Consider the following 20,758-nt stretch of genomic DNA (forward strand, 5'->3'; position numbering starts at 1 on the left):
GCACCGTTCACGACCAGCCCTCCGCCCCCTGCGCCCACGGGCCGACGCGCACCTCGGCGCCGTCGAGCACGTCGAGCTCGGCGGTCGGGGTCAGCGGGACCGGATCTCCGTCCGGGACGGCGACGACGTCCACCGTCGTGGTGACGTCAGGGTCGTTCGCCGCCGACATGGCCCGCCACTGCACGGTCGCCAGCGCGCGCTCGCCCACCGGCACGACGACGCGGCCCGGGACGACGCCCGGTGCGGCGGGCTCGGCCGTGACGTCGTCCTGCGGTTCGCCGTCGGCGTTCCGGAACGTCAGCCGCGGCACGCCGTCGAGGGCGCACGGCCGCTCGGACACGTTCTCGGCGAGCACGGCGAGATACCGGCCGCCGGCCGCGGCGTCCGGTGTGCCGAGGGTGAGGCGGAGGTCGTCGCTCGCGCAGGCCGGGGCGTCGTCGTCGTCCGGCCACGCCCCGACGCCCGCGGGCAGCGGCACGGTGTGCTCCTCGGGCGTCGGGGGCGGCGCGGCCGCGACCCAGCCGTCGACGCGCGCGGCGTAGCCCGGCTCGGTGAGCGTGTACGCGAGGTGGCGGCCGCCGGCGTCGCGGGCCGGGTCGTCGAGCCAGCGCGCGACGTCGTCCGCCTCGGGGGACGACGTCGGCCCGTCCAGACCCACCTGGAGCGTCAGCGCCGAGTCGTCCGCCGTCGCCGTTCCCTCCGGGAACCCCGCGTGCACGACGACCGACGCCACGCCCGGCCGTCCGGCCGCGTCGACGGCCAGCCGCGCGGCCGCCACCACGGGGACGCGCCCGGAGGCGTCGTACCGCACGGCGTCGTCGGCGGTGCCGAGCGACGCGGCGATCTTGTGCTCCGCGGCCTCCTCCGCCAGCCGCACGAGCCCTTCTCCGTCGGCCGCCTCCGCGCTGACGCCGCTCACCGTCGTCGCGCCCGCGCGGCGGAGGACGACGGCGTCCGCGACGGAGGACGCGTCGCCGTCCTCGGTCACCCACGCCGTCAGCGGATAGACCTCGACGCCGTGCACGGTCCGCGGGTCGCCGGCGTGGACTGTCGTGGTGCGGGACAGCGTGCGCACCCCGTCGACCTGCGTCTCCGCGACGGCGTCGTCCGCCTGCGACGCGGCCGCGCTCGCGGCCTCGGGGGAGAGCCCGCCGTCGAGCTCGACCTCGAGGGTGACGAGGGCGACGTCGCCGTCCTTCGCGTCGCGGAAGACCACCTCGTAGTCGGTGACCTCCGCGGAGACGACGCCGGGGAGGTGAGCGGCCTGGCGTGCGGCCGCACGCAGCTCGTCGGGCACCGGGTCCCACGGGCGCCAGACGGCGAGCAGCGCCGCGGTGCCGGCCAACAGGATGACCGCCGCCACCAGGGCGGACGTGCGTCGTCGGGTCACGACGGGAGCGTGCCAGACCTCCCGGGCGGGCGAGCGGCGGACCTGGGCGTGCTCTGTGCAGATGCTGCGCCCTTCCGGATGAGAACCCCCTCATGGCCGCCTCATCCGTGACTCAGGCAACCTCCGCAGGGTTGCCAGGGTGCGACAGATATCAGCGGTCGAACCCGAGCTCCCGACGCGACGCCGGGTCGCGTTCTACTCCCACGACACGCAGGGCCTCGGCCACGTGCGGCGCACGTCGCTGCTGGCGCGCGCGGTGGTGGACGCCGACCCGGACGTCGACGTCCTCCTCCTGTCCGGCGCGCGGGAGGCGACGAGCCTGCCCCTGCCGGAGCGCACGGAGGTCGTGACGCTGCCGCGCGTCGGCAAGGACCCGGACCGCGGTTACGGGCCGCGCACCTGGGGCGGCACGCTGGACGACGTCGTCCGCGTCCGCGCGGGGGTGATCGACGGCGCGCTCGCCGCCTTCCGCCCCGACGTGCTCGTGGTGGACAAGGTGCCCCTCGGCGTCGGCGGCGAGCTGCTGCCCGCGCTGCGGTGCCTGCGCGCGGAGGGCGGCACCGCGTGCGTGCTCGGGCTGCGCGACGTGCTCGACACCCCCGAGGTCGCCGTCCGCGAGTGGCGCGAGCAGCGCAGCACGTCGGTGATCGAGCGGTTCTTCGACGAGGTGTGGGTGTACGGCGACGCGCGCGTCTACGACCCGCTCACCGAGTACGCCCTGCCGGAGCATGTCGCCGCCCGGGCTGTGTTCACCGGTTACCTCGGTCGCGGTCGCGCGTCCACCACCTCCACCGGCTACCTCGGTCGCGGCCGCACCGTCGGGACGCCGGCGCCCACGAGCGCCGACCCCTACGTCCTCTGCCTCGTCGGCGGCGGACAGGACGGCGCGGCGCTCGCGGAGGCGTTCGCCGCCGCGCCGCTGCCCCCGGGCCACGGCGGCGTGCTCGTCACCGGGCCCTACCTGCCCGAGGCGGCGCGCGATCGGCTGCACGCCGTCGCCGCGGGCCGCGACGACCTCGAGGTGCACGCGTTCGTGCGCGACGTCGTGCCCCTGATCGAGGGCGCAGCCGCCGTCGTGACGATGGGCGGCTACAACTCCGTGTGCGAGCTGCTGGCGTCCGGCCGCCCCGGCCTGGTCGTGCCGCGCACGCACCCTCGTGCCGAGCAGCTCGTGCGGGCCTGCCGGCTCGCCGACCTCGGGCTGCTCGACGTCCTCGTCGGCGCGATCACCCCCGATCGGGTCGGGGCATGGCTCGCCCGCACGGCCGTCGACGACGCGCCCCGGCGCCCCGAGGTCGACGTCGACCTCGACGGGCTGTCGCGCGTCCCGGAGCTCGTCGACGGGCTCGTCGACCGGCTCGCCCACCGGGACGAGGCCCCGGCCCGCCCGGCGGCAGCCACCCCGCACCCGCAGAACCAGGAGGAGGAGCACCGTGCCACGGCCTGAGACCACCCCCATGACTCCCTCGACGACGGCACCGACCCCGCGCGTCGGCTACGTCACCAAGATGTACCCGCGCTTCTCGGAGACGTTCATCGTCAACGAGGTGCGCGGCCTGGAGCGCCGCGGCGTGGAGATCGAGATCTTCTCCCTGCGCGCCCCCGTCGACACCCGCTTCCACGCGGCGCTGGCTGACGTCGCCGCGCCGGTCCGGTTCGTGCCGCGGGCGACCCGCGCGTCGGACGCGTGGTCGGCGCTCGCGGAGGCCCACGACCGGCTCGACCTGCGCAGCCTGCCCGCCGCCGTGCTCGCGGACCTGCTCGCCGCCGACCCGGAGGACGCCGTGCAGGCGCTGTGGATCGCGTCCGCCGCGCACGACGCCGGCCTGACGCACCTGCACGCGCACTTCGGGTCCGTCGCGACCACGGTCGCGCGGTTCGCCGCCGCCGTCCTCGGCATCGGGTACACGTTCACCGCGCACGCGAAGGACATCTTCCACGAGTCGGTCAACCCGGCCGACCTGCGGACGAAGCTCGCCGACGCGCGCGCCGTCGTGACCGTGAGCGACCACAACCTCGCCCACCTGCGCGACACCTACGGGCCCGCCGCGGACGCCGTCGTACGCGTGTACAACGGGCTCGACCTCGACGAGTACGCCCGCGCGACGGCGCCGCGACGGCCCGGGCGCGTGTGCGCCGTCGGGCGCCTCGTCGAGAAGAAGGGCTTCGGCGACCTCCTCGACGCGCTCGCCCTCCTCGTGGCGGCCGGCCGCGACGTGCACCTCGACCTCGTCGGCTCCGGGCCGGAGGAGGCCGAGCTGCGTGACCGCGCCGCCGTGCTCGGCCTGCTGCGGGACGGCGCTGAGCACGTGACCTTCCACGGCCCGCTGCCGCAGGACGGGGTGCGTGACGTCGTCGCCCGCGCCGCCGTCTTCGCCGCGCCGTGCGTGCTCGGCGCCGACGGCAACCGCGACGGCCTGCCCACGGTCCTGCTGGAGGCGATGGCCCTCGGCACCCCCGTCGTCTCGACGCCGGTCACCGGCATCCCCGAGGCGGTGCGCGACGGCGAGACCGGCCGCCTCGTGCCGCCCGGCGACGCCCCCGCGCTCGCCGCGGCGCTCGGCGCCCTGCTCGACGACCCTGGCGAGGCAGCCCGTCTCGCCGACGGTGCGCGCGCCCGCATCGAGGCCGAGTTCGATGTCGTCGGCACGTCCCGCCGCCTGCTGGACGTGCTGGAGAGCGCGGCACCCGCCGCGGAGGGGAGGGCGGCATGAGGGTCGCGTACGTGAGCTCCGACCCGGGCGTCCCGGTGTTCGGCCGCAAGGGGGCGTCGGTGCACGTCCAGGCAGTGCTGCGCGAGCTGGTGCGTGCCGGCGCCGAGGTGCACGTCGTCACGACGCGCCCCGGCGACGACACTCCCGACGACCTCCGGGGCGTCGTCGTCCACCGCGTCCCCGTGGCCCCCACCGGCTCGACGGCGGAGCGCGAGGTCGCGCTGCGCGACGCCGATGCCCGCGTGGGCGGAATCCTGACGAAGATCGCCGCAGGTGAGGGCCTCGACCTGGTCTACGAGCGCTACTCCCTCTGGGGCACGGCGGCCACCGCCTGGGCCGACGACGCCCGCGTCCCCAGCGTGCTCGAGGTGAACGCGCCGCTCGTCGCCGAGCAGCGCACGCACCGCGAGCTCGTCGACGAGGCGGCCGCCGAGCGCTGCGCCCGCGCGGCCGTCGGTGCCGCGACGGCCGTCGTCGCCGTGAGCGGCCCCGTCGCGGCCTGGGCTGCCGACCGCGCCGGCGAGCACCCCGGGAAGGTCCACGTGCTGGCGAACGGCGTGGACACCGCCCGGATCGTTCCGGCCGCGGGTCGGTGCTGGGGTCGACAGGAGACGACGGCGTTCACCGTGCTGTTCGTCGGCACCCTCAAGCCGTGGCACGGCCTCGACGTGCTGATCGACGCGTTCGCCGGCGTGCGTGCCCGCGTGCCCGACGCACGCCTGCTTCTCGTCGGCGACGGTCCCGAGCGCGAGGCGGTGCTCGCCCGGGCCGACACGCTCGGGGTCGCGGACGCCGTGGAGCACGCGGGCGCCGTCGCGCCGTCGGAGGTCCCCGCGCTGCTGCACCGGGCCGACGTCGCCGTGGCGCCGTACCCCGCCCTCGACGACTTCTACTTCTCGCCGCTGAAGGTCTACGAGTACCTGGCGGCCGGGCTGCCGGTCGTGGCGAGCGCGGTGGGCGAGCTGCCCGACGCGCTCGAGCACGGGGACGCCGGGGTGCTCGTGCCTCCGGGTCGTGCTGCGGCGCTCGCCGACGCCATCGTCGCGCTCGCGCACGACGACGATCGCCGCGCCGCGCTCGGCGCCCGAGCCCGGGAGGTCGCCGTCGAGCGGCACGACTGGTCCGCCGTCGTGCGCCGTGCGCTGGGATTCGCCGGGGTCGAGCTGCCCGGGCTCGTCCCGTCGGTCGAGCTCGTCGAGGCCCGTTCGTCGGTCGAGCCTGCCGAGGCCGGCTCCAGCGCCGGGGGTGGTCGCCGTGGCTGAGGGTCGTCAGCGGTCGGTGCGGGCGGCCGGCCGGTCGTTCCGCCGGTTCTGGCCGCACCTGCGCCACCACGTGCGGCCCGAGCGAAGGCTGCTCGTGCTGGGCGGCCTGGCGCTGCTCGCGGAGGTCGCGATGCGGCTACTGGAGCCGTGGCCGCTGAAGTACGTGGTCGACGGGATCGTCGCGGCCACCGGGTCGAGCGTCGCCGGGCCGGCGCCCGCGAACCTCGGGCTCGTCATCGCGCTCGCCGCGGGGTCGCTGCTCGTCGTCGTCCTGCTGCGGGCGGGAGCCGCCTACGCCATGACCGTGTGCTTCGCGCTGGCCGGCAACCGCGTCCTCACGGGCGTGCGCGCGGACCTGTACGACCACCTGCAGCGGCTCAGCCTGAGGTTCCACGACGGCTCCACCACCGGCGACCTCGTCACCCGGCTCACCAGCGACGTCGGGCGCCTCAAGGAGGTGTCGGTCACCGCGATGCTGCCGATGCTGGGCAACGTCGTGACGCTCGTCGGCATGGTCGTGGTGGTCGCGGTGCTCGACCCGGTCCTGGCGCTCGTGATGCTCGTCGTCCTGCCCGTCTTCCTGCTCACCAGCGGCCGCCTGTCGCGGCGCATCCGGCACGTCTCGCGCGACCAGCGCAAGGCCGAGGGGCAGCTGGCGTCGCTGGCCACCGAGTCGCTCGCGGCCGTCAAGGTGGTGCAGGCGTACTCGCTCGAGGACCGCATGCGTGCCGGGTTCGCCCGGTCCAACACGTCCTCCCTGCGCGAGGGGGTCAAGGCGAAGCGGCTGTCCGCCGGCCTCGAGCGCTCCACCGACGTGCTGGTCGGCCTCGCGACCGCCGTCGTGCTCTACGTGGGGGCGCAGCGCGTGCTCGACGGCGCGCTGACCCCGGGCGAGCTCACCGTCTTCCTCACCTACCTCAAGGCCGCGTTCAAGCCGATGCGCGACATCGCGAAGTACACCGGCCGCATCGCGCAGGCCGGCGCGTCGAGCGAGCGCGTCGTCGAGGTGCTGGAGCGCAGCCCCGAGGTGGTCGACGCGAGCTGGGCCCGGCCCCTGCGCGACGCCCGCGGCGACGTGCGGTTCGAGGACGTGTGGTTCTCCTACGTGCCCGGCCACCCGGTGCTCCGGGGGCTCGACCTCGCGGTGCGGCCGGGGGAGCGGGTCGCGGTCGTCGGGACGTCCGGGGCCGGCAAGTCCAGCCTGGTCTCGCTGCTGTCCCGCCTGCGCGACCCCGACTCCGGCGTCGTGCGGATCGACGGACACAACCTGCGCGACCTCACGCTGCGCAGCGTGCGGCAGTCGGTCGCCGTCGTGCTGCAGGACAGCGTGCTGTTCCGGGGGACCGTGCGCGAGAACATCGCCGCCGCCGTCCCCGACGCCACCGACGCGCAGGTCGAGCGCGCCGCCCGCGTCGCGGGCGCGCACGACTTCGTCACCGCCCTGCCCGACGGCTACGACACGGTCGTGGGGGAGCGCGGCGCGACCCTGTCCGGCGGGCAGCGGCAGCGCATCGCCATCGCGCGTGCCGCGATGCTCGACGCCCCCGTCGTCCTGCTCGACGAGGCCATGACCGGCCTCGACGAGCAGACCGAGCGGGAGGTCGTCGACGCCATGCGCCGCCTCACCCGCGGCCGCACCACCTTCGTCGTGACGCACGACCTCGACGCCGCCCGTGACTGCGACCGCGTCGTGCGGCTCGACGCGGGGCGGATCGTCGCGTCCGGCCCGCCCGACGCCGTGCTCGGCGCGGCCGCCTCCGCGGGGGTGGGGCGTGACTGAGCGGCTGATCGAGACGCCCGGTCGCACCATGGACGGTGCAGCCGTCCGCCTGGCCGACCACGTCGCCGACCGTGAGCTGGTCGCCCGCGACCCGGCCGTGCCCGCGCTGGCCGACCTCCTCGACCCGGCGACGTTGGCGCGGCGGATAACGACGGCGACCGGCACGTCGGGCGTGGTGACGCGGCCCTACCTGCGCTACAAGCCGGGCACGAGCTGCCTGCTCGCCGCGCGGTGGGTGCCCGACGTCGGCGCCCCGCGCGACCTCCTCGTGCGCGCCTACGCCGACCACGCCCGTCCCAAGCTCGACAAGGCCCTGCGCCGCGCCGCGCCGGACGACGTCGTGCTGGCGGACGCGGACGCCGGGCTGGTCGTGACCGGCTGGGCGACCGACCGCGACCTGCCCGGTGCCCGGCTCCTCGCTCGCGGCGGTGCGTCGGCGATGCTCGCCGACCTCGGCCTGCCCGACCTCGGCCTGCCCGGCGTCGGGTCGGACGGACTCGGACCGGACGGCGCCGGGCCGGACGCGACGGTCCGGCTGGTGCGGCACAACCCGGAGCGGCGCGCGGTGCTGCACGTGGCGACGGACGGCGGCGACGACATCCTCCTGCGCCTGGTGCGGCCGACGGCGGTGTCGCGCGCCGTCGCCGGGTACGGGCTGCTCGCCGCGGCGGGCGTGCCCGCGTCGCGGGTCCTGGCGCACGACGAGAGCCGCGGGGTCGTCGTGACGCGCTGGGTGGACGGCGACCCGCTCGACGCCCTCGACGCCGCGGGCGTGCTCGGCGACGCCGGGCTGCACGACGTCGGCGCGGCGGTCGCGGCGCTGCACGGGTCGGCCACCGCGATGCCGCCGCGGCCCGCGCGGGGTGACCTCGCCCGGGGCGAGCTGCGGCCCGTGGCCGACGCGGTCGCGGGCCTGCTGCCTTGGCTCACGGAGACGGTCGGGCCGCTGGCCGACGCGCTCGACCAGCACCTGTCCGTCGTCCCGGGCCGTGCCGTCCCGCTGCACGGCGACCTCTCGCTCGACCAGCTCGTGCGCGACCCCTCCGGCGCGCTCTGGCTCGTCGACGGCGACGCCGCACGGTGGGGCGCACCCGAGGACGACCTGGGGTCCCTGGCCGCGAGCCTCGTCCGGGCGCACGAGGGGGTCCCGACGGCGGCCGCCCGGCTCGCCGCCGTCCTCGCGGGGCGCGACGACGCGGGCGCGCCGGCCCCCGACCGGACCGCGCTGCGGCACGCGACCGCGGCGCACCTGCTGCGCCGCGCCACCGAGCCGTTCCGTCGCCGGGAGACGGGCTGGGCGGGCCGCACCGCGCGGCTCGTCGGCCTCGCCCGCGACGTCCTCGACGGCGCCGGCGGTGACCTCGGCGACGTGCTCGACGCCGCGGCGTCGCGCAGCGGCCACCGCGCCGGGACCGCCGCGAGCACGGCCGGGGCGCCCGCCGTGCCTGCACCGCCCGCCATCCCCGCGACGTCCACCGCGCCGGACGGCACGGGCCCGCCGGCGGAGCGGATCCGGTACGCGCCGGTCGCGTGCGAGCTGGCGGACGTCCTCGCCGACGACGGCCGGCGGCTCTCGGCCGTCGTCCCGCGGCGCGCGGACCGCCTGCTCGTGGTCGGCACCGAGGCCGACGGCCGGGTCGTCGCCGGCCGCTGGGACGCCGACGTGCGGACGGCAGCGCGCCTCGCCGCCCGGGTGGACGCCCGGGCGCGGGAGGTCGCCGGCGGCGGGCTGGTGCTCCAGCCCGACGGCGCCGACCCGGACCTGCCGTCGCTCGCCGCGCGCGTGCGGGAGGGCGCGACGCTCGTCGCGCACCGCTCGGGCCGGCGCGGTGTGGTGCGCGACCCCGCCGGTACGTACACGAAGGTGACCCGCCGGGGCCGGGAGCCCGGGGACGTGGCGGTGCCGTCGTCGGCGTTCGCCACCCCGGAGGTCGTGGGCCGCGGCGACGGGTTCGTCACCACCACCGCGCTGCCCGGGCGCACGCTGCACGAGCTGCTGGGCGAGCCCCACGTGCCCGACCCCGTGCTCGACGAGGCGGGGCGCTCCGTGGGGCGCGGGCTGCGGCGGCTGCAGGACGCGCCGCCGTCGTCGGGCGTCGCGGCGCATGACGCCGTGGCCGAGGGTGCGGTCGTCGCGCGCTGGTGGGGGCTGGCCGCCGCCCACGGCGCGACGACGGACGCCACCGCGGACGCCGTCGTCCGGCGGGTGCGCGCCGCGCTGGCCGCCGCCCCCGCGGCGCCCGCGGTGCTCACGCACCGCGACCTGCACGACAAGCAGCTGCTGGTGCACGTCGACAGCGACGCGGTGCCCGGGGACGGGGTGCGCGTCGGGCTGCTCGACCTGGACCTCGCCGCCGTCGCGCACCCGGCGCTCGACCTGGCCAACCTGCTCGTGCACCTCGAGCTGCGCGCCCACCAGGGCGTGTGCCCGCCCGCCCGCGCAGCCCGCGTGGCCCGCGCCGTCGTCGACGGCTACGGCCACGGCACCGGCTCCGACCCGGCCGCGCTGCGGGCCTGGGCGACCGCCGCCCGCGCCCGCCTCGCCGCGGTGTACGCCTTCCGACCTGCGCCCCGCGACGTGCCCGGCGCACTCCTGACCGACCTCGACCGGACCCTGCCGTTCGAGCCCGCCCTGCACACCCTGGAGGACCGATGACGCACGCCACCACGACCGCCGCCGCGACCGCTGCCGACGACACCGCCGTGCCCGAGCCCGCGCGCGTCACCGTGATCGGCACGGGCTACCTGGGTGCGACGCACGCCGCGTGCCTGGCCGAGCTGGGCTACGACGTGCTCGGCCTGGACACCGATCCGGCGAAGATCGCCGACCTGGCCGCCGGCCGGCTGCCGTTCTACGAGCCCGGGCTGGCGGAGCTCGTCGAGCGGCACACCGCCGCCGGGCGCCTGCGGTTCACGACCGACCCGGCGGAGGCGGCCGCGTTCGCGGACCTGCATTTCGTGTGCGTCGGCACGCCGCAGCGCCGGGACTCGATGGCCGCGGACACCAGCCACGTCGAGGCCGCCGTGGCCGCGCTCGTGCCGCACCTGCGCGGCGACGCGCTGCTCGTCGGCAAGTCCACCGTCCCCGTGGGCACGGCCGGCGGGCTGCAGGCGCTCGCCGACCGCTTCGCCCCCGCGGGCGTCGAGGTGGGCGTCGCGTGGAACCCGGAGTTCCTGCGCGAGGGCCGCGCCGTCGAGGACACGCTGCGACCGGACCGGATCGTCGTCGGCGTCACCGACCCGCGCCACGAGAAGGCGCTGCGCGAGCTGTACGCGCCCGTCGTCGACGCCGGCGTGCCGTTCCTCGTCACCGACCTCGCCACGTCCGAGCTGGTCAAGGTGGCGGCGAACGCGTTCCTCGCCACGAAGATCTCGTTCGCCAACGCGATCGCCGAGCTGTGCGACGCGGCGGGCGGCGACGTCGTCGCGCTGACGGACGCGATCGGGCACGACGCCCGCATCGGGCACCAGTTCCTGTCGGCGGGCCTCGGGTTCGGCGGGGGCTGCCTGCCCAAGGACATCCGCGCGCTCATGGCGCGTGCCGGCGAGCTGGGCGTCGACGAGGCGCTGACGTTCCTGCGCGAGGTCGACGCCATCAACATGCGGCGCCGGTCGCGCACCGTCGCGCTGGCGGTCGAGGAGTGCGGCGGCAGCGTGCTCGGGCGCCGCGTCGCCGTCCTGGGCGCGGCGTTCAAGCCCGGCACCGACGACGTGCGCGACTCGCCCGCGCTGAACGTCGCCGCCCAGCTGCAGCTGCAGGGGGCGCACGTGCGCGTGCACGACCCGCGGGCCAACGCCACCGCCGCGCGCACCTTCCCCACGCTGGGCTACGCGGACACCGTCGAGGAGGCGGTCGCCGGCGCCGACCTCGTGCTGCACCTCACCGAGTGGCAGGAGTTCCGCGACCTCGACCCGGCGGCCCTCGAGCCCGCGCGCCGCGTCGTCGTCGACGGTCGCAACGCGCTCGACGCCGACCGCTGGGCCGCCGCCGGCTGGCGGGTGCGCGCCCTCGGCCGCCCCGCCGTCGGCCCCGCGAGCGTCCCTGTCCGTCAGGATTCGGCTCCGTCTTCCTGACGGACAGAGACGCTCACGGGACGTCAGCCCGTGAACGCCTCCAGCTCGGCGCGGGGGACCTGCCGGCGGGAGCGGATGAGCTCCTCGACGTCGTCCATGCGGTCCCACACGTTGACGGCCATGCCCGCCTGCACCTCGCCGTCGCGCAGCCAGAACGCGACGAGCTCGCGGTCGTCGACGGAGCCGCTGATCACGACCTCGGTGTCGCCGGCGCGCGGGTCGACGAAACCCTTGTACTCCATCCCGACGTCGTACTGGTCGCTGAAGAAGTAGGGGAGGACGTCGTAGGCGGCGTCGTCGCCGAGCATCGCGCGGCCGGCGTGCGCGCCCGTGTCCTGCGCCACGGCCCAGTGCTCCACGCGCAGCGGGCGGCCGTAGTGCGGCGACGGGACGGAGGCGATGTCGCCGGCGGCGAAGACGTCGGGCGCCGAGGTGCGCAAGGTGCCGTCCACGACGATCCCGCCGCCGAGGTCGCGCGAGCGCAGCTCGATGCCCGCGGCCGACGCGATGCCGACGTTGGGCGTCACGCCCACGCCCATCACCACGAGGTCGGCCTCCAGGTGGGTGCCGTCGGCCAGCTCGACGCCCTTGACCCGCCCGGACTCCCCGGTGAACGCGACGACGTCGCCCCGGTGGCGCAGGACGCCGCGCTCGTCGTGCACCCGTCCGTACAAAGAGCCGAGCTCCGGGCCGAGCGTGGCCTGGAGGGGGTGCTCGGTCTGGCCGACGAGGCACACGTCCAGGCCGAGCATCCGGGCGGACGCCGCCACCTCGGTGCCGATCCAGCCGTCCCCGACGACGACGACCTTGCCCTCGCCCTCGAGCGACGCGGGCAGCAGGAGGCCGGCGAGCAGGTCCGCGTCGTCGACCGTCCGGAGGGTGTGCACGCCGATGAGGCTCCGGCCCGGCACCTGGAGCGCGCGGGGCGTCGAGCCGGTCGCGAGCAGCAGCCTCGAGTAGCCGAGCGTGGAGCCGTCGGCGAACGTCACCTCGTGGTCGGCCGGGGCGAGGTCGACGACGGTCGTGAGCGTGCGCAGGTCGATGGCGTGGTCGTCCCACCAGCCCGCCTTGAGCGGGTAGATGACGTCCGGCTCCGCCTGCCCCCGCAGGTAGTCCTTCGACAGGGGCGGGCGCTCGTACGGGCGGTGCCCCTCGGAGGTGACGACGACGAGGTCGACGTCGGCGTCCTGCTCCCGGACGGCCTCCACGGCCCTGGCGGCGGCCAGGCCGCCTCCGACGACGACGACGGGTGCGGTGGACGACGCGGGCATGGTGGGCTCCTGACCAGCGGGGAAGAGGGCTGCCGAGGCCGACGGTGCCACAGTTCCGCGCTGCTGGCGACCCTCCGCCCGGACGCGTCAGCGCTGCCCGACGACGTCGGCGATCGCGGGCCGCATCTGCGGCCAGGAGAACTCGAAGCCGGCGGCGGTCAGCCGTTCCGGGAGCACCCAGCGGCTCTTGAGCACCAGCTCGGACTCGTTGCGGAGCGCCCACAGCGCGGGCTCCAGCAGCCAGCGCGGGGTGGGGAGGCCCACCGGCATGCCGACGGCGCGGCGCAGCTCGGCCATGAGGGTGCGGTTGTCGCTCGGGTGCGGCGAGGACAGGTTGACCGGCCCGGCGAGCTCGTCGTGGGAGTCGAGGAACCGGATCGCGGCGAGCACGTCGTCGACGTGGATCCACGAGAACCTCTGCCGGCCGCCGGAGCGGTGGACCGGCACCGGGCCGCCGGTCGGCTCGTCGCCGATGCCGCGGTAGCGGCGGTGCGGGAACCACCAGCCGTCGTGCTGCGGCCCTCCCACGCCGAGCCGCGCGATCCGGGCCAGCAGGTCGGACGCCGGCCCGCCGAGCACGATCGCCATGCGCAGCGCCACGCGGCGCGTGCCGGGCAGGTCGCCGGCGAAGAGCTCGCGCTCCCAGCTGCGGGCGACGTCCACGGAGAAGCCCGTGCCGAGCTCGCCGTCGGACTCGGTCTGCGGTCTGTCCGCCGCGTACCGGTAGATGGTGGCGGTGCTCGCGTTGAGCCACAGTCGTGGGGGCGCCGCGGCCGCCGCGATCGCCTCGTGCAGCGCCCGCGTGGTGGCGACCCGGGAGCGCAGGATCTCGTCGCGGTTCGCCTCGGTGTACCGGCAGCCGACGCTCTTGCCCGCGAGATTCACGACCAGGTCGGCGCCGTCGACGGCGGCGGCCAGCGCGGCGGGGTCGCCCCAGCGGGCCTCGGGACCCGTGCGCCCGACGCGGGCGACGTCGTACCCACGCTTCGTCAGGTCGGCCACCAGCCGGTGCCCGATGAACCCGTTCCAGCCCGCGACCACCGCACGTCCGCGCATCGTCATCCCTTCCGCACCTCGAGCACGCTGTCGACGCCGGGCTCTCCGCCGTGGGCCTGCATGGCGACGCCGTTGCCGATCGAGATCAGTATCTCGGCCATGGCGCGCGGCCGGACCCAGGACTGCGGCACTCGCCCCCTGCGCGGGTCGTGGTGCGCAGGGGGCGAGCGATGGAGAGTCAGGCGTGCTTGCGACCTGTGGCCCACGACCAGATCGCCACGACGATGATCGACCCGACGAGGGCGAAGCCCCACGTGCCGAGGTCGAAGAACTCGTCGTTCACGCTGGTGCCGAAGACAGCCGATGCGATGAACCCACCCACGAGCGCGCCGACGATCCCGAGCAGCAGCGTGACGATCCAGCCGCCCTTCTGCGCACCCGGAACGATGGCCCGGGCGATTGCTCCCATGATGAGCCCGATGAGGATCCACCCGATGATGCTCACGACAATCTCCTTTTCGTTCGCGAATCAGAACTTCACAGCGAAACGCACTTCTGCGCCGGGCCGGGACATTTCCACGGGTCTTCGTGTCTCGCATCCTGAAGGGCACGTGGCGAAGGACACACGGCGGCCCCGCAGGTAGCCGAGCGGTCTCGCCGCGCCTGCTGACGGTTGTGGCGCTAGCGTCCGTCGCCGGAGGCCGGCGACCGTTCCAGCGGCGATCATCACGGAGAGGCGCCCCGTGGCCCCGACGGCGCCTCCATCAGAGCCGGGGCGGGACACTCTTGCGCCCTGGATCGAGCACTACAACACTGAACGCCGCCACAGCGCACTCGACGGACGACCACCAATCAGCCGACTGCAACCAACGTGATGGCCGGGTACAACTAGTGGGTGGTGACCGGGCTGGTGTCAAGGCTCGGTGTGCAGCCCGACTCGCCGGGTTCGATGAGGATCCTGTCGAAGGCAGTGAACTGCCACGTGGGCTTGCCGTCCGGGCGCACGGCCACGATGCAGTCGCGTGCCTGGGTGATGCCCACGGCTGCGACGAGCTCGTCGGCTGTCCGTTCCGCCCGGACGACGTCGACCCGGGGAAAGACGGCGCGCAGGGCCGCGATCGCGTCGTCCGGGCTCGCTCGGTCGGGGAGCCGGTCCAGCACCTGTCGTACCTCGCCGCTCTCGCTTTCGTCGAGGGACGGAGGCGGCGTCGGCGAGGGCTGGGCAGGCGACGAGGCCTTCGGGCAGTCGACCTTGTCGTAGTCGGCGATGTCGTCCAGGTCGGATGCCCGGACCACGAACCGCCAGCAGGACCTCGAGCTCCCCGAGTTGCGACCCGCATCGCCCATGACGCTGTCGATGTGATCGACGTTGACCACGATGGCGAGGTCGATCACCGCTCCGTCGTGGTCGCCGGAAGACCCCTGCCAGGCGAGGGCGACGACCGAGTAGGACACGCCGTCCTCGCCCCTCGGCAGCCGCGGCGAAACGATCGCGGGTCGTTGAACGATCGCGGCGGCGTCGGCGGGCTCGTCGTAGGACGGTTCGACGTCGTCGGCGATCCCGATCGCGACGCGTTCCCCGAGCTCAGCGGCCAGAGCATCGCCGTCTTCCGCGACGAAGATCCCGGCGGCGTCGCGGACGGGCCCGTCGACCAGCTTGTTCACGATGTAGATGGTGGCGATCGTCGGCACGATCGCGAGGAGCGCGACGAGTCCCAGGACCTTCATGAAGAGGCCGGTCTTGCGACGCTGTGGCTTGCCCTCGGCGTTGAGCACGCGACGATCCTGGCGGACCGCTGCCCGGAGCGCCAGCCTTCCGCTGGCTGTCGCCGGTTCCGAGCGGCCCGATGAGCGGCGCCAACGGCAGAGCAGTCGGGCTCGCACCTTGATGCGATGACATCGTCGCTGCAGGTCAGCAGTCGCCCGCTGGGGGAGTCCCGGCATCGGCCGACTCTTGCCGCTGGCCCGCCCGCACCGAGATGATCCGGGATGTGATCGATCCTTGGGGCGCTGACGTCGCGCCTGAGCGCACCCGCCGGTCGGCGCGCGGCGGAGGCGGCCGGGCGGGGGCACTCGTGTTCCTCGCGCTCGTGTTCGGAGTCCCCGCCGTGATCGGGTATGTCGCGTTCACTCCGCAGAGCGGGGAGCGGTTGGCGCGCAGTCTCAACGGGGACGTGATCGTCGGCCTCGCGGACGACATCCAGGAGGTGCAAGGTGAGGCGTTGGATGCTGAGTCCGTGACCCGGGGCGCCGTGGCTTACCCCCGTTTTCCCCATGGCGTGGTCGGTGCCTCGTACGGCGTGGTGCCGCTCGCCTGGGAAGGCCGCACGGACGACGACAGGGGCGCGCAGGTCGACCTGGCTGTCACCGTCCACGTAGCTCACGAAGACGGCGTCGGGTTGTTCGACGCCGGAAGGAATTCCGGGAGCCGCACGACGTGCGTTCGGTTCGTCGTGCACCAGTTCGACCCGGACGGTGTCGCCGACCACGATCAGATCGACTGTCCAGAGCCCCTCACGGCGGCAACACCGCGGCCGACCCCCGTCGCGTCTCAGCGCGCCGACCTCGAGTCGGGTGTACTCGAGGTCCTCAATGCGCTACCCGACGGCACGCAGCCCCCGGATGTCGGGCCTGCGGTGTGGGCCGCGCTCGGTGACGACGCCGCGGTCGACGCCGAACGGGAGGAGGACGTGCTCGTCGTCGCCGTCCAGGTGCTGGGCACGCGCGACTGCGTGGTGGCAGTCCGGCCCGACGATGAGGAGGCCTGGCGGTTCACCGATTTCGACCGGATCCTGCTCGAGCCGGGAGAACTGGGCTGCCGCGCCGGCCTGTACCTGCGACCCGTCACGACGCACTGAGACGCACCGGACACTCAGGGTCGGTGAACGCCCACCCGGGTACCACTTGATCAGTGGCTGACCTTGGCCATTGTCGCGAGCTTGCGGCGGGAAGAAGGCAGGACGGGGCGCCGGCCAGCGGCGACTCCAGCGATATGACCTCGCGTCCGGTGGACGCGTGAACGTGTCCGACCGGCGGGAGCGTGCCGCGTCGACCCTGCCGGAGGATCGGGTCGTCCCCGTTCCGCGGCAGCCGCCGCCCACGTCAGGAGGCCCCATGTTCATCGCGATCCTCGATCTCCACACCGCCGCAGCCGACCGCCCCGCCGCCCTCGCCCGGTTCGATGCGGAGGCCGACCTGGTGCGCGCGATGCCCGGCAACGTCGCCTTTCGGGTCTACGCCGCACGCGAGGACGACACCGCGATCGCCGTGGTCCACGAGTGGGACGACGAGGCCTCGTTCGCCCGCTACCTGGGCTCCGACTCCTTCGCGCGCCTAGGCGGGTCGGTCCGCCCGCTGCAGACCGGCACGACGGTGAGCCGGCGCTTCCGTGCCGACCTGCTTGAGTCGGTGGCCTGACCGACGGCGCCACGACCAGCCGCCTAGGATCGAGCCGTGCGAGACCGCCGATGACCCGCCGCGCGTCCAGCTTCGTCCGCAGGTTCGCGCCGGAGCCCGCCCGCGACCTCTGCCCGGACCGCCATTACCTGCTCTGCGCCTCCGCCGGAACCCTCCGGCTGGAGGCGCAGGGCCAGGCATGGTTGCTGCCGCCGGCGCGCGCCGCGCTGATCGAGGCGGGCCGATCCATCCGGGTGAGCATCCCGCGGCCGGCCACGACCGCATCCGTCCTCTTCGACACGGCCTGGGTGCCGCCCCCGCCGGCTCCGCTGACGGTCTTCGACCTCGACCCCTTGGCGCACGCGCTGCTGGCCGAGTGCCGCGCCTGGGGCGAGGCTGACGCACCGCTGACCGCGTACGCCGAGACGCTGTACTCCGCGCTCGCCGCGGTGGCCTGGCGGCTCGCCCGGGAGCCGAGCCCGGTCGTCGTGCCGGCGGGCCGCTCGCCCGAGCTGCGCCGCGCGCTGGCGCTGACGGAGCGACGCCTCACGGATCCGGTCCGCTTCGAGGATGTCGCCGACGCGGTGGGCCTCGCCCCGCGTTCCCTCGCGCGCCGCTTCGAGGAAGAGGCCGGCATGACGTGGCGCGCGGTGCTGCGCAGGATGCGGGTCGCGGCCGCGATCGAGCACCTCGCCGCCGACGAGGCCCCGGTCACGGACGTCGCGTACGCCGTCGGATACAGCTCGTTGTCCGCCTTCAACCTCGCATTCAAGGAATTGACCGGCCGTACTCCCACGCAGTACCGGGCTAGTTTCCGGTCCTGAACTGTCGGCCGCCAGCTCGCTGACTCGCACCCGCCAGGCCTGAGCGTCCCGCCGCCGCGTCAGCATCGGTGGTGGGCATCCGGCAGGGGAAGTGGCAGAACTGATCCACCCCGCACCGCAAGGAGATCGCATGACTCAGCCGCCGGACGGGCTTCCCGTGTATCGACTACTGACCGGCCCGGATGACGCGACGTTCTGCCGCCGCGTCTCCGAAGCCCTGACGCTGGGCTACCGCCTCTACGGGTCACCGTCGATCAGCCTGAGCGGGGAGCGGGTCATCGCCGCACAGGCCGTGCTGTGGCCCCGGTCGACGTCCGAGGAGTGATGCTTCCTCAGGTGGGCTGCCGGCGGCCATCGTGGAGGTCCTCCGCCCCAGCGAGGCGCGCGCAAAGCCCGTGTTCCCGATACCGGGGACCTCAGGGGGGCCTGATCCCGGTGCTACGGCCGTGCTGGTGCTGGGCTCCGCCGTTGGCGGGCAGTAGGAGCCGCCTACCTCGTACCCGACGACACGTTCAAGTCGCGGTCGACCGGCAGCCGCAGGCTGGCGGCGCCAAACAAGACACGTTGCCCGCGCGCCTCAAGTATCTGGCGATCGAAGTGAATCGTCCGCCGGACCGACTCAGTGCCGGACCAACTCAGAGAACGGGAGCCACGGGTCTGCTGCACGGATAGGTGACACCTGACCTGTGGTGCCTGCGGGTGCTGCTGGAAGGATGTGTCCCGTACCCAGACCCCATCCCGAGGAGTTCCGCGACGACGTCGTGGCCATCGCCCGGCAGGGCGAGATCCCGGTCAAGCAGGTCGCCAAGGACTTCGGCATCAGCGAGTCGTGCCTGCGCAACTGGCTGCACCAGGCCGATGTCGAGGACGGCGCGAAGCCCGGCGTGACGGCGTCGGAGTCTGCCGAGCTGCGTGAGGCGCGCAAGCGGGTGCGTGCGTTGGAGCAGGAGAAAGAGGTGCTGCGTCGTGCGGCGGCGTACTTCGCCCAGGCGCACCTGCCGGGAAAATGAGCTACCCGCTCGTCCGTGAGCTCGCCGCAGCGGGGATCCCCGTCGCGGTGACGTGCCGGGTCCTGAAGATCGCCCGCCAGCCCTACTACCGGTGGCTCGCCGACCCGGTCACGGCCACCGACCTCGAGCAGGCTCATCTCGCCAACGCCCTGTTCGACGCCCACCGAGACGACCCGGAGTTCGGCTACCGGCTCCTGGCCGACGAGGCCCGCCAGGCAGGCCATGTCGCGTGTGACCGCACGATGTGGCGGCTGTGTCGCGACGGGCGCTGGTGGTCGGTGTTCGGCAAGAAGAAGGCGACCAAGGGCGGCAAGAAGCCCGGCCCGCCCGCGCACGACGACCTCGTGCGACGTGACTTCACTGCCAGTGAGCCCAACAGCCTGTGGTTGACGGATATCACCGAGCACCCCACGGCCGAGGGCAAGGTCTACCTGTGCGCGATCAAGGACGTGTATTCCAACCGGATCGTGGGTTACTCCATCAGCGCCCGCATGAAGTCGAGGCTGGCCGTCCAGGCACTGGAGAACGCCGTCGCCAGACGCCACGTCGAGGGCGCCGACGTGACCGGCTGCGTGATCCACAGCGACCGAGGCAGCCAGTTCCGAAGCCGGAAATTCCTGTCCGCGCTACGCCGTCACGGCATGGTCGGATCGATGGGGCAAGTCGCCTCCGCGGGCGACAACGCCGCGATGGAGTCCTTCTTCTCCCTGCTGCAGAAGAACGTCCTGGACCGCCGCCGATGGACCACCCGGGCCGAACTACGGATCGCGATCATCACCTGGATCGAGCGCACCTACCATCGACGCCGCCGCCAGGCCCGCCTCGGACGATTGACCCCCATCGAGTACGAAGCCATCATCACCACTCAGGTCGCACTCGCCGCCTGACAACCACTGTCACCTACCCGTGCAGCAGACCCCTGCTCTACGGGCAGGGCCAGGTCGACGACGCGACCGTCAGGAAGCACGAGTACATGTGTGGCCAAGCACGTCGAGAAGCTGCTGCAGTCTCTGGTCGCGACCCACTCGACCCGGACCATCACGGACGTCAGGGCATGCCTCAACGCCGTCGTGAAGCGGGCGATGGCGCGCGACCTCCTGGAGCGGAATGTCGTCGAGCTCGTGGTGACGCCCCGGGGTACGGCCGGACGGAAGTCGAAGTCGCTCTCCGACAAGCAGGCCCTCGACGTCCTCATGCTCACCAAGGGCCACTGGATGTACCCGTACATCGTCGTCTCGATGCTCGTCGGGATCCGGACCGAGGAGATGCGCGCGCTGACGTGGGATCGGGTCGACCTCGAGGGTGAGCCGCCGACGATCGCCGTCTGGCGCTCGGTGCGGAAGTCTGGAGACACGAAGACAGAGAAGTCGCGGCGCACCCTCGCGATGCCCGAGCTTGTTGCCGACGTCCTCCGTCGGCGACATCGCGACCAAGCTGCCGACAAGGTGAAGGCCGGAAGCTCGTGGACGGAGCACGGCCTCGTGTTCACGACGACACTCGGCACAGCGCTGGACGCAGCCAACGTGCGCCGTGGATTCCGGTCAGCTCTCAAGCTGGTGCCCGGAATCGACCCTGCCGAGTGGACGCCGCGCGAGCTACGACACTCGTTCGTCTCGCTGATGTCTCTGGGCGGCGCGGCGGTCGAGAAGATCTCCGACGTCGTCGGGCACTCGGACACCTCGACCACGGAGCGCATCTACCGGCACGAGCTGCGGCCGGTGATCCAGGACGGCGCGACGTTCATGAACTCGTTCGCCACCATCGAGGTCGTCACCCCCGACTGGCACATGGAACCGCTGTTCAAGATGCCGGGAGACGGGCGCACTTCTCAGGCGTAAGCCCCCAGTTAAGCCCCCAGCGGCCGTTCCGGGGTTCCAGCGGGCAAAGCAAGAGGCCCCCTGGCCAGCGTTTCCGCTGTTCAGAGGGCCTCTCTGGTGGTCGGGGTGACAGGATTTGAACCTGCGACCTCTTCGTCCCGAACGAAGCGCGCTACCAAGCTGCGCCACACCCCGAAGGACTTGCTCCCACGCCGCAGGACCTA

At 74.2% G+C, this 20,758-nt stretch carries 17 protein-coding genes, 1 tRNA gene and 1 pseudogene; 13 read left to right on the top strand and 6 right to left on the bottom strand.

The features are described 5' to 3' along the window. Positions 1-7 precede the first annotated feature (7 nt). Entirely contained in the window at positions 8-1,390 is a 1,383-nt protein-coding gene (locus tag ACFCZN_RS17885; RefSeq protein WP_430557641.1) for a DUF4232 domain-containing protein, read from the bottom strand. A gap of 139 nt (positions 1,391-1,529) precedes the next feature. Here ACFCZN_RS17885 and ACFCZN_RS17890 point away from each other — a divergent pair, with 139 nt between their 5' ends. Genes ACFCZN_RS17890 through ACFCZN_RS17915 form a run of 6 tightly spaced genes read left to right on the top strand, consistent with a single transcriptional unit; the run spans position 1,530 to position 11,220 of the window. After that, complete coding sequence (locus ACFCZN_RS17890; protein WP_430557642.1) at positions 1,530-2,837, top strand: glycosyltransferase family protein; 1,308 nt, start codon at positions 1,530-1,532, stop codon at positions 2,835-2,837. A gap of 10 nt (positions 2,838-2,847) precedes the next feature. Further along, complete coding sequence (locus tag ACFCZN_RS17895; protein WP_430557643.1) at positions 2,848-4,104, top strand: glycosyltransferase family 4 protein; 1,257 nt, start codon at positions 2,848-2,850, stop codon at positions 4,102-4,104. Then, the gene (locus ACFCZN_RS17900; RefSeq protein WP_430557644.1) at positions 4,101-5,366 is read left to right on the top strand and encodes a glycosyltransferase family 4 protein; all 1,266 of its coding nucleotides are present in this window, start codon (positions 4,101-4,103) and stop codon (positions 5,364-5,366) included. The genes ACFCZN_RS17895 and ACFCZN_RS17900 overlap by 4 nt, the downstream gene beginning before the upstream one ends. Beyond that, positions 5,359-7,146 carry an ABC transporter ATP-binding protein gene (locus ACFCZN_RS17905; protein ID WP_430557645.1) on the top strand — a complete coding sequence of 596 codons (1,788 nt, stop codon included), beginning with the start codon at positions 5,359-5,361 and terminating at the stop codon, positions 7,144-7,146. Before ACFCZN_RS17900 ends, ACFCZN_RS17905 begins: the two co-directional genes overlap by 8 nt. Further along, positions 7,139-9,802, top strand: coding sequence for a phosphotransferase (locus ACFCZN_RS17910; RefSeq protein ID WP_430557646.1), 2,664 nt, complete (start codon positions 7,139-7,141; stop codon positions 9,800-9,802). The genes ACFCZN_RS17905 and ACFCZN_RS17910 overlap by 8 nt, the downstream gene beginning before the upstream one ends. Further along, positions 9,799-11,220: a UDP-glucose dehydrogenase family protein gene (locus ACFCZN_RS17915; protein ID WP_430557647.1), complete on the top strand. Its 1,422-nt coding sequence runs from the start codon at positions 9,799-9,801 to the stop codon at positions 11,218-11,220. The genes ACFCZN_RS17910 and ACFCZN_RS17915 overlap by 4 nt, the downstream gene beginning before the upstream one ends. A gap of 23 nt (positions 11,221-11,243) precedes the next feature. Here the strand turns inward: ACFCZN_RS17915 and ACFCZN_RS17920 are convergent, their stop codons facing one another. From ACFCZN_RS17920 to ACFCZN_RS17930, 3 genes are all read right to left on the bottom strand, one after another. Further along, positions 11,244-12,491 (bottom strand): NAD(P)/FAD-dependent oxidoreductase, encoded by a 1,248-nt coding sequence (locus tag ACFCZN_RS17920; protein ID WP_430557648.1) that lies wholly within the window; start codon positions 12,489-12,491, stop codon positions 11,244-11,246. A gap of 87 nt (positions 12,492-12,578) precedes the next feature. After that, positions 12,579-13,547, bottom strand: a complete 969-nt coding sequence (locus ACFCZN_RS17925; protein WP_430557649.1) for an epimerase — start codon at positions 13,545-13,547, stop codon at positions 12,579-12,581. 178 nt (positions 13,548-13,725) lie between these two features. Then, positions 13,726-13,992 carry a GlsB/YeaQ/YmgE family stress response membrane protein gene (locus tag ACFCZN_RS17930; RefSeq protein WP_429766673.1) on the bottom strand — a complete coding sequence of 89 codons (267 nt, stop codon included), beginning with the start codon at positions 13,990-13,992 and terminating at the stop codon, positions 13,726-13,728. A gap of 280 nt (positions 13,993-14,272) precedes the next feature. Here ACFCZN_RS17930 and ACFCZN_RS17935 point away from each other — a divergent pair. Further along, a pseudogene (locus tag ACFCZN_RS17935) lies at positions 14,273-14,362 on the top strand (integrase core domain-containing protein); the annotation flags it as partial. Between the two features lie 13 nt (positions 14,363-14,375). On the opposite strand, the gene ACFCZN_RS17940 reads toward ACFCZN_RS17935, so the two are convergent. Further along, complete coding sequence (locus ACFCZN_RS17940) at positions 14,376-15,263, bottom strand: hypothetical protein (RefSeq protein ID WP_430557650.1); 888 nt, start codon at positions 15,261-15,263, stop codon at positions 14,376-14,378. A gap of 299 nt (positions 15,264-15,562) precedes the next feature. Between ACFCZN_RS17940 and ACFCZN_RS17945 the strand changes: the two genes are divergently transcribed. From ACFCZN_RS17945 to ACFCZN_RS17970, 6 genes are all read left to right on the top strand, one after another. Then, a complete protein-coding gene (locus ACFCZN_RS17945; RefSeq protein WP_430557651.1) occupies positions 15,563-16,345 on the top strand; it encodes a hypothetical protein in 783 nt (260 codons plus the stop codon). 256 nt (positions 16,346-16,601) lie between these two features. Further along, the gene (locus tag ACFCZN_RS17950; RefSeq protein ID WP_430557652.1) at positions 16,602-16,904 is read left to right on the top strand and encodes a putative quinol monooxygenase; all 303 of its coding nucleotides are present in this window, start codon (positions 16,602-16,604) and stop codon (positions 16,902-16,904) included. A gap of 50 nt (positions 16,905-16,954) precedes the next feature. Next, positions 16,955-17,707 (top strand): AraC family transcriptional regulator, encoded by a 753-nt coding sequence (locus ACFCZN_RS17955; protein ID WP_429766679.1) that lies wholly within the window; start codon positions 16,955-16,957, stop codon positions 17,705-17,707. Between the two features lie 130 nt (positions 17,708-17,837). Next, positions 17,838-18,032, top strand: a complete 195-nt coding sequence (locus ACFCZN_RS17960) for a DUF1737 domain-containing protein (protein ID WP_429766681.1) — start codon at positions 17,838-17,840, stop codon at positions 18,030-18,032. Positions 18,033-18,420: 388 nt separating this feature from the next. Beyond that, positions 18,421-19,604 (top strand): IS3 family transposase gene (locus ACFCZN_RS17965; protein WP_430557653.1). Its coding sequence is split into 2 segments (ribosomal slippage): positions 18,421-18,708 and positions 18,711-19,604, totalling 1,182 coding nucleotides; the frame shifts between segments, so codons are not numbered across the junction. Between the two features lie 90 nt (positions 19,605-19,694). Further along, on the top strand, positions 19,695-20,555 hold the full coding sequence (locus ACFCZN_RS17970; RefSeq protein WP_430557654.1) for a site-specific integrase: 861 nt from the start codon (positions 19,695-19,697) through the stop codon (positions 20,553-20,555). A 97-nt stretch (positions 20,556-20,652) separates the two neighbouring features. Here ACFCZN_RS17970 and ACFCZN_RS17975 read toward each other — a convergent pair. Further along, a tRNA-Pro gene (locus tag ACFCZN_RS17975) sits at positions 20,653-20,729 on the bottom strand. Positions 20,730-20,758 lie beyond the last annotated feature (29 nt).

The organism is Isoptericola sp. NPDC056134, from assembly GCF_042264825.1.
GTDB lineage: Bacteria > Actinomycetota > Actinomycetes > Actinomycetales > Cellulomonadaceae > Isoptericola > Isoptericola nanjingensis.

What these genes read in the sequence shown, in the direction of transcription:
- ACFCZN_RS17895 (WP_430557643.1), top strand. Translation starts at nt 2,848, where the DNA reads ATGACTCCCTCGACGACGGCACCGACCCCGCGCGTCGGCTACGTCACC.
- ACFCZN_RS17900 (WP_430557644.1), top strand. Translation starts at nt 4,101, where the DNA reads ATGAGGGTCGCGTACGTGAGCTCCGACCCGGGCGTCCCGGTGTTCGGC.
- ACFCZN_RS17915 (WP_430557647.1), top strand. Translation starts at nt 9,799, where the DNA reads ATGACGCACGCCACCACGACCGCCGCCGCGACCGCTGCCGACGACACC.
- ACFCZN_RS17920 (WP_430557648.1), bottom strand. Translation starts at nt 12,491, where the DNA reads ATGCCCGCGTCGTCCACCGCACCCGTCGTCGTCGTCGGAGGCGGCCTG.
- ACFCZN_RS17925 (WP_430557649.1), bottom strand. Translation starts at nt 13,547, where the DNA reads ATGCGCGGACGTGCGGTGGTCGCGGGCTGGAACGGGTTCATCGGGCAC.
- ACFCZN_RS17950 (WP_430557652.1), top strand. Translation starts at nt 16,602, where the DNA reads ATGTTCATCGCGATCCTCGATCTCCACACCGCCGCAGCCGACCGCCCC.
- ACFCZN_RS17955 (WP_429766679.1), top strand. Translation starts at nt 16,955, where the DNA reads ATGACCCGCCGCGCGTCCAGCTTCGTCCGCAGGTTCGCGCCGGAGCCC.
- ACFCZN_RS17960 (WP_429766681.1), top strand. Translation starts at nt 17,838, where the DNA reads ATGACTCAGCCGCCGGACGGGCTTCCCGTGTATCGACTACTGACCGGC.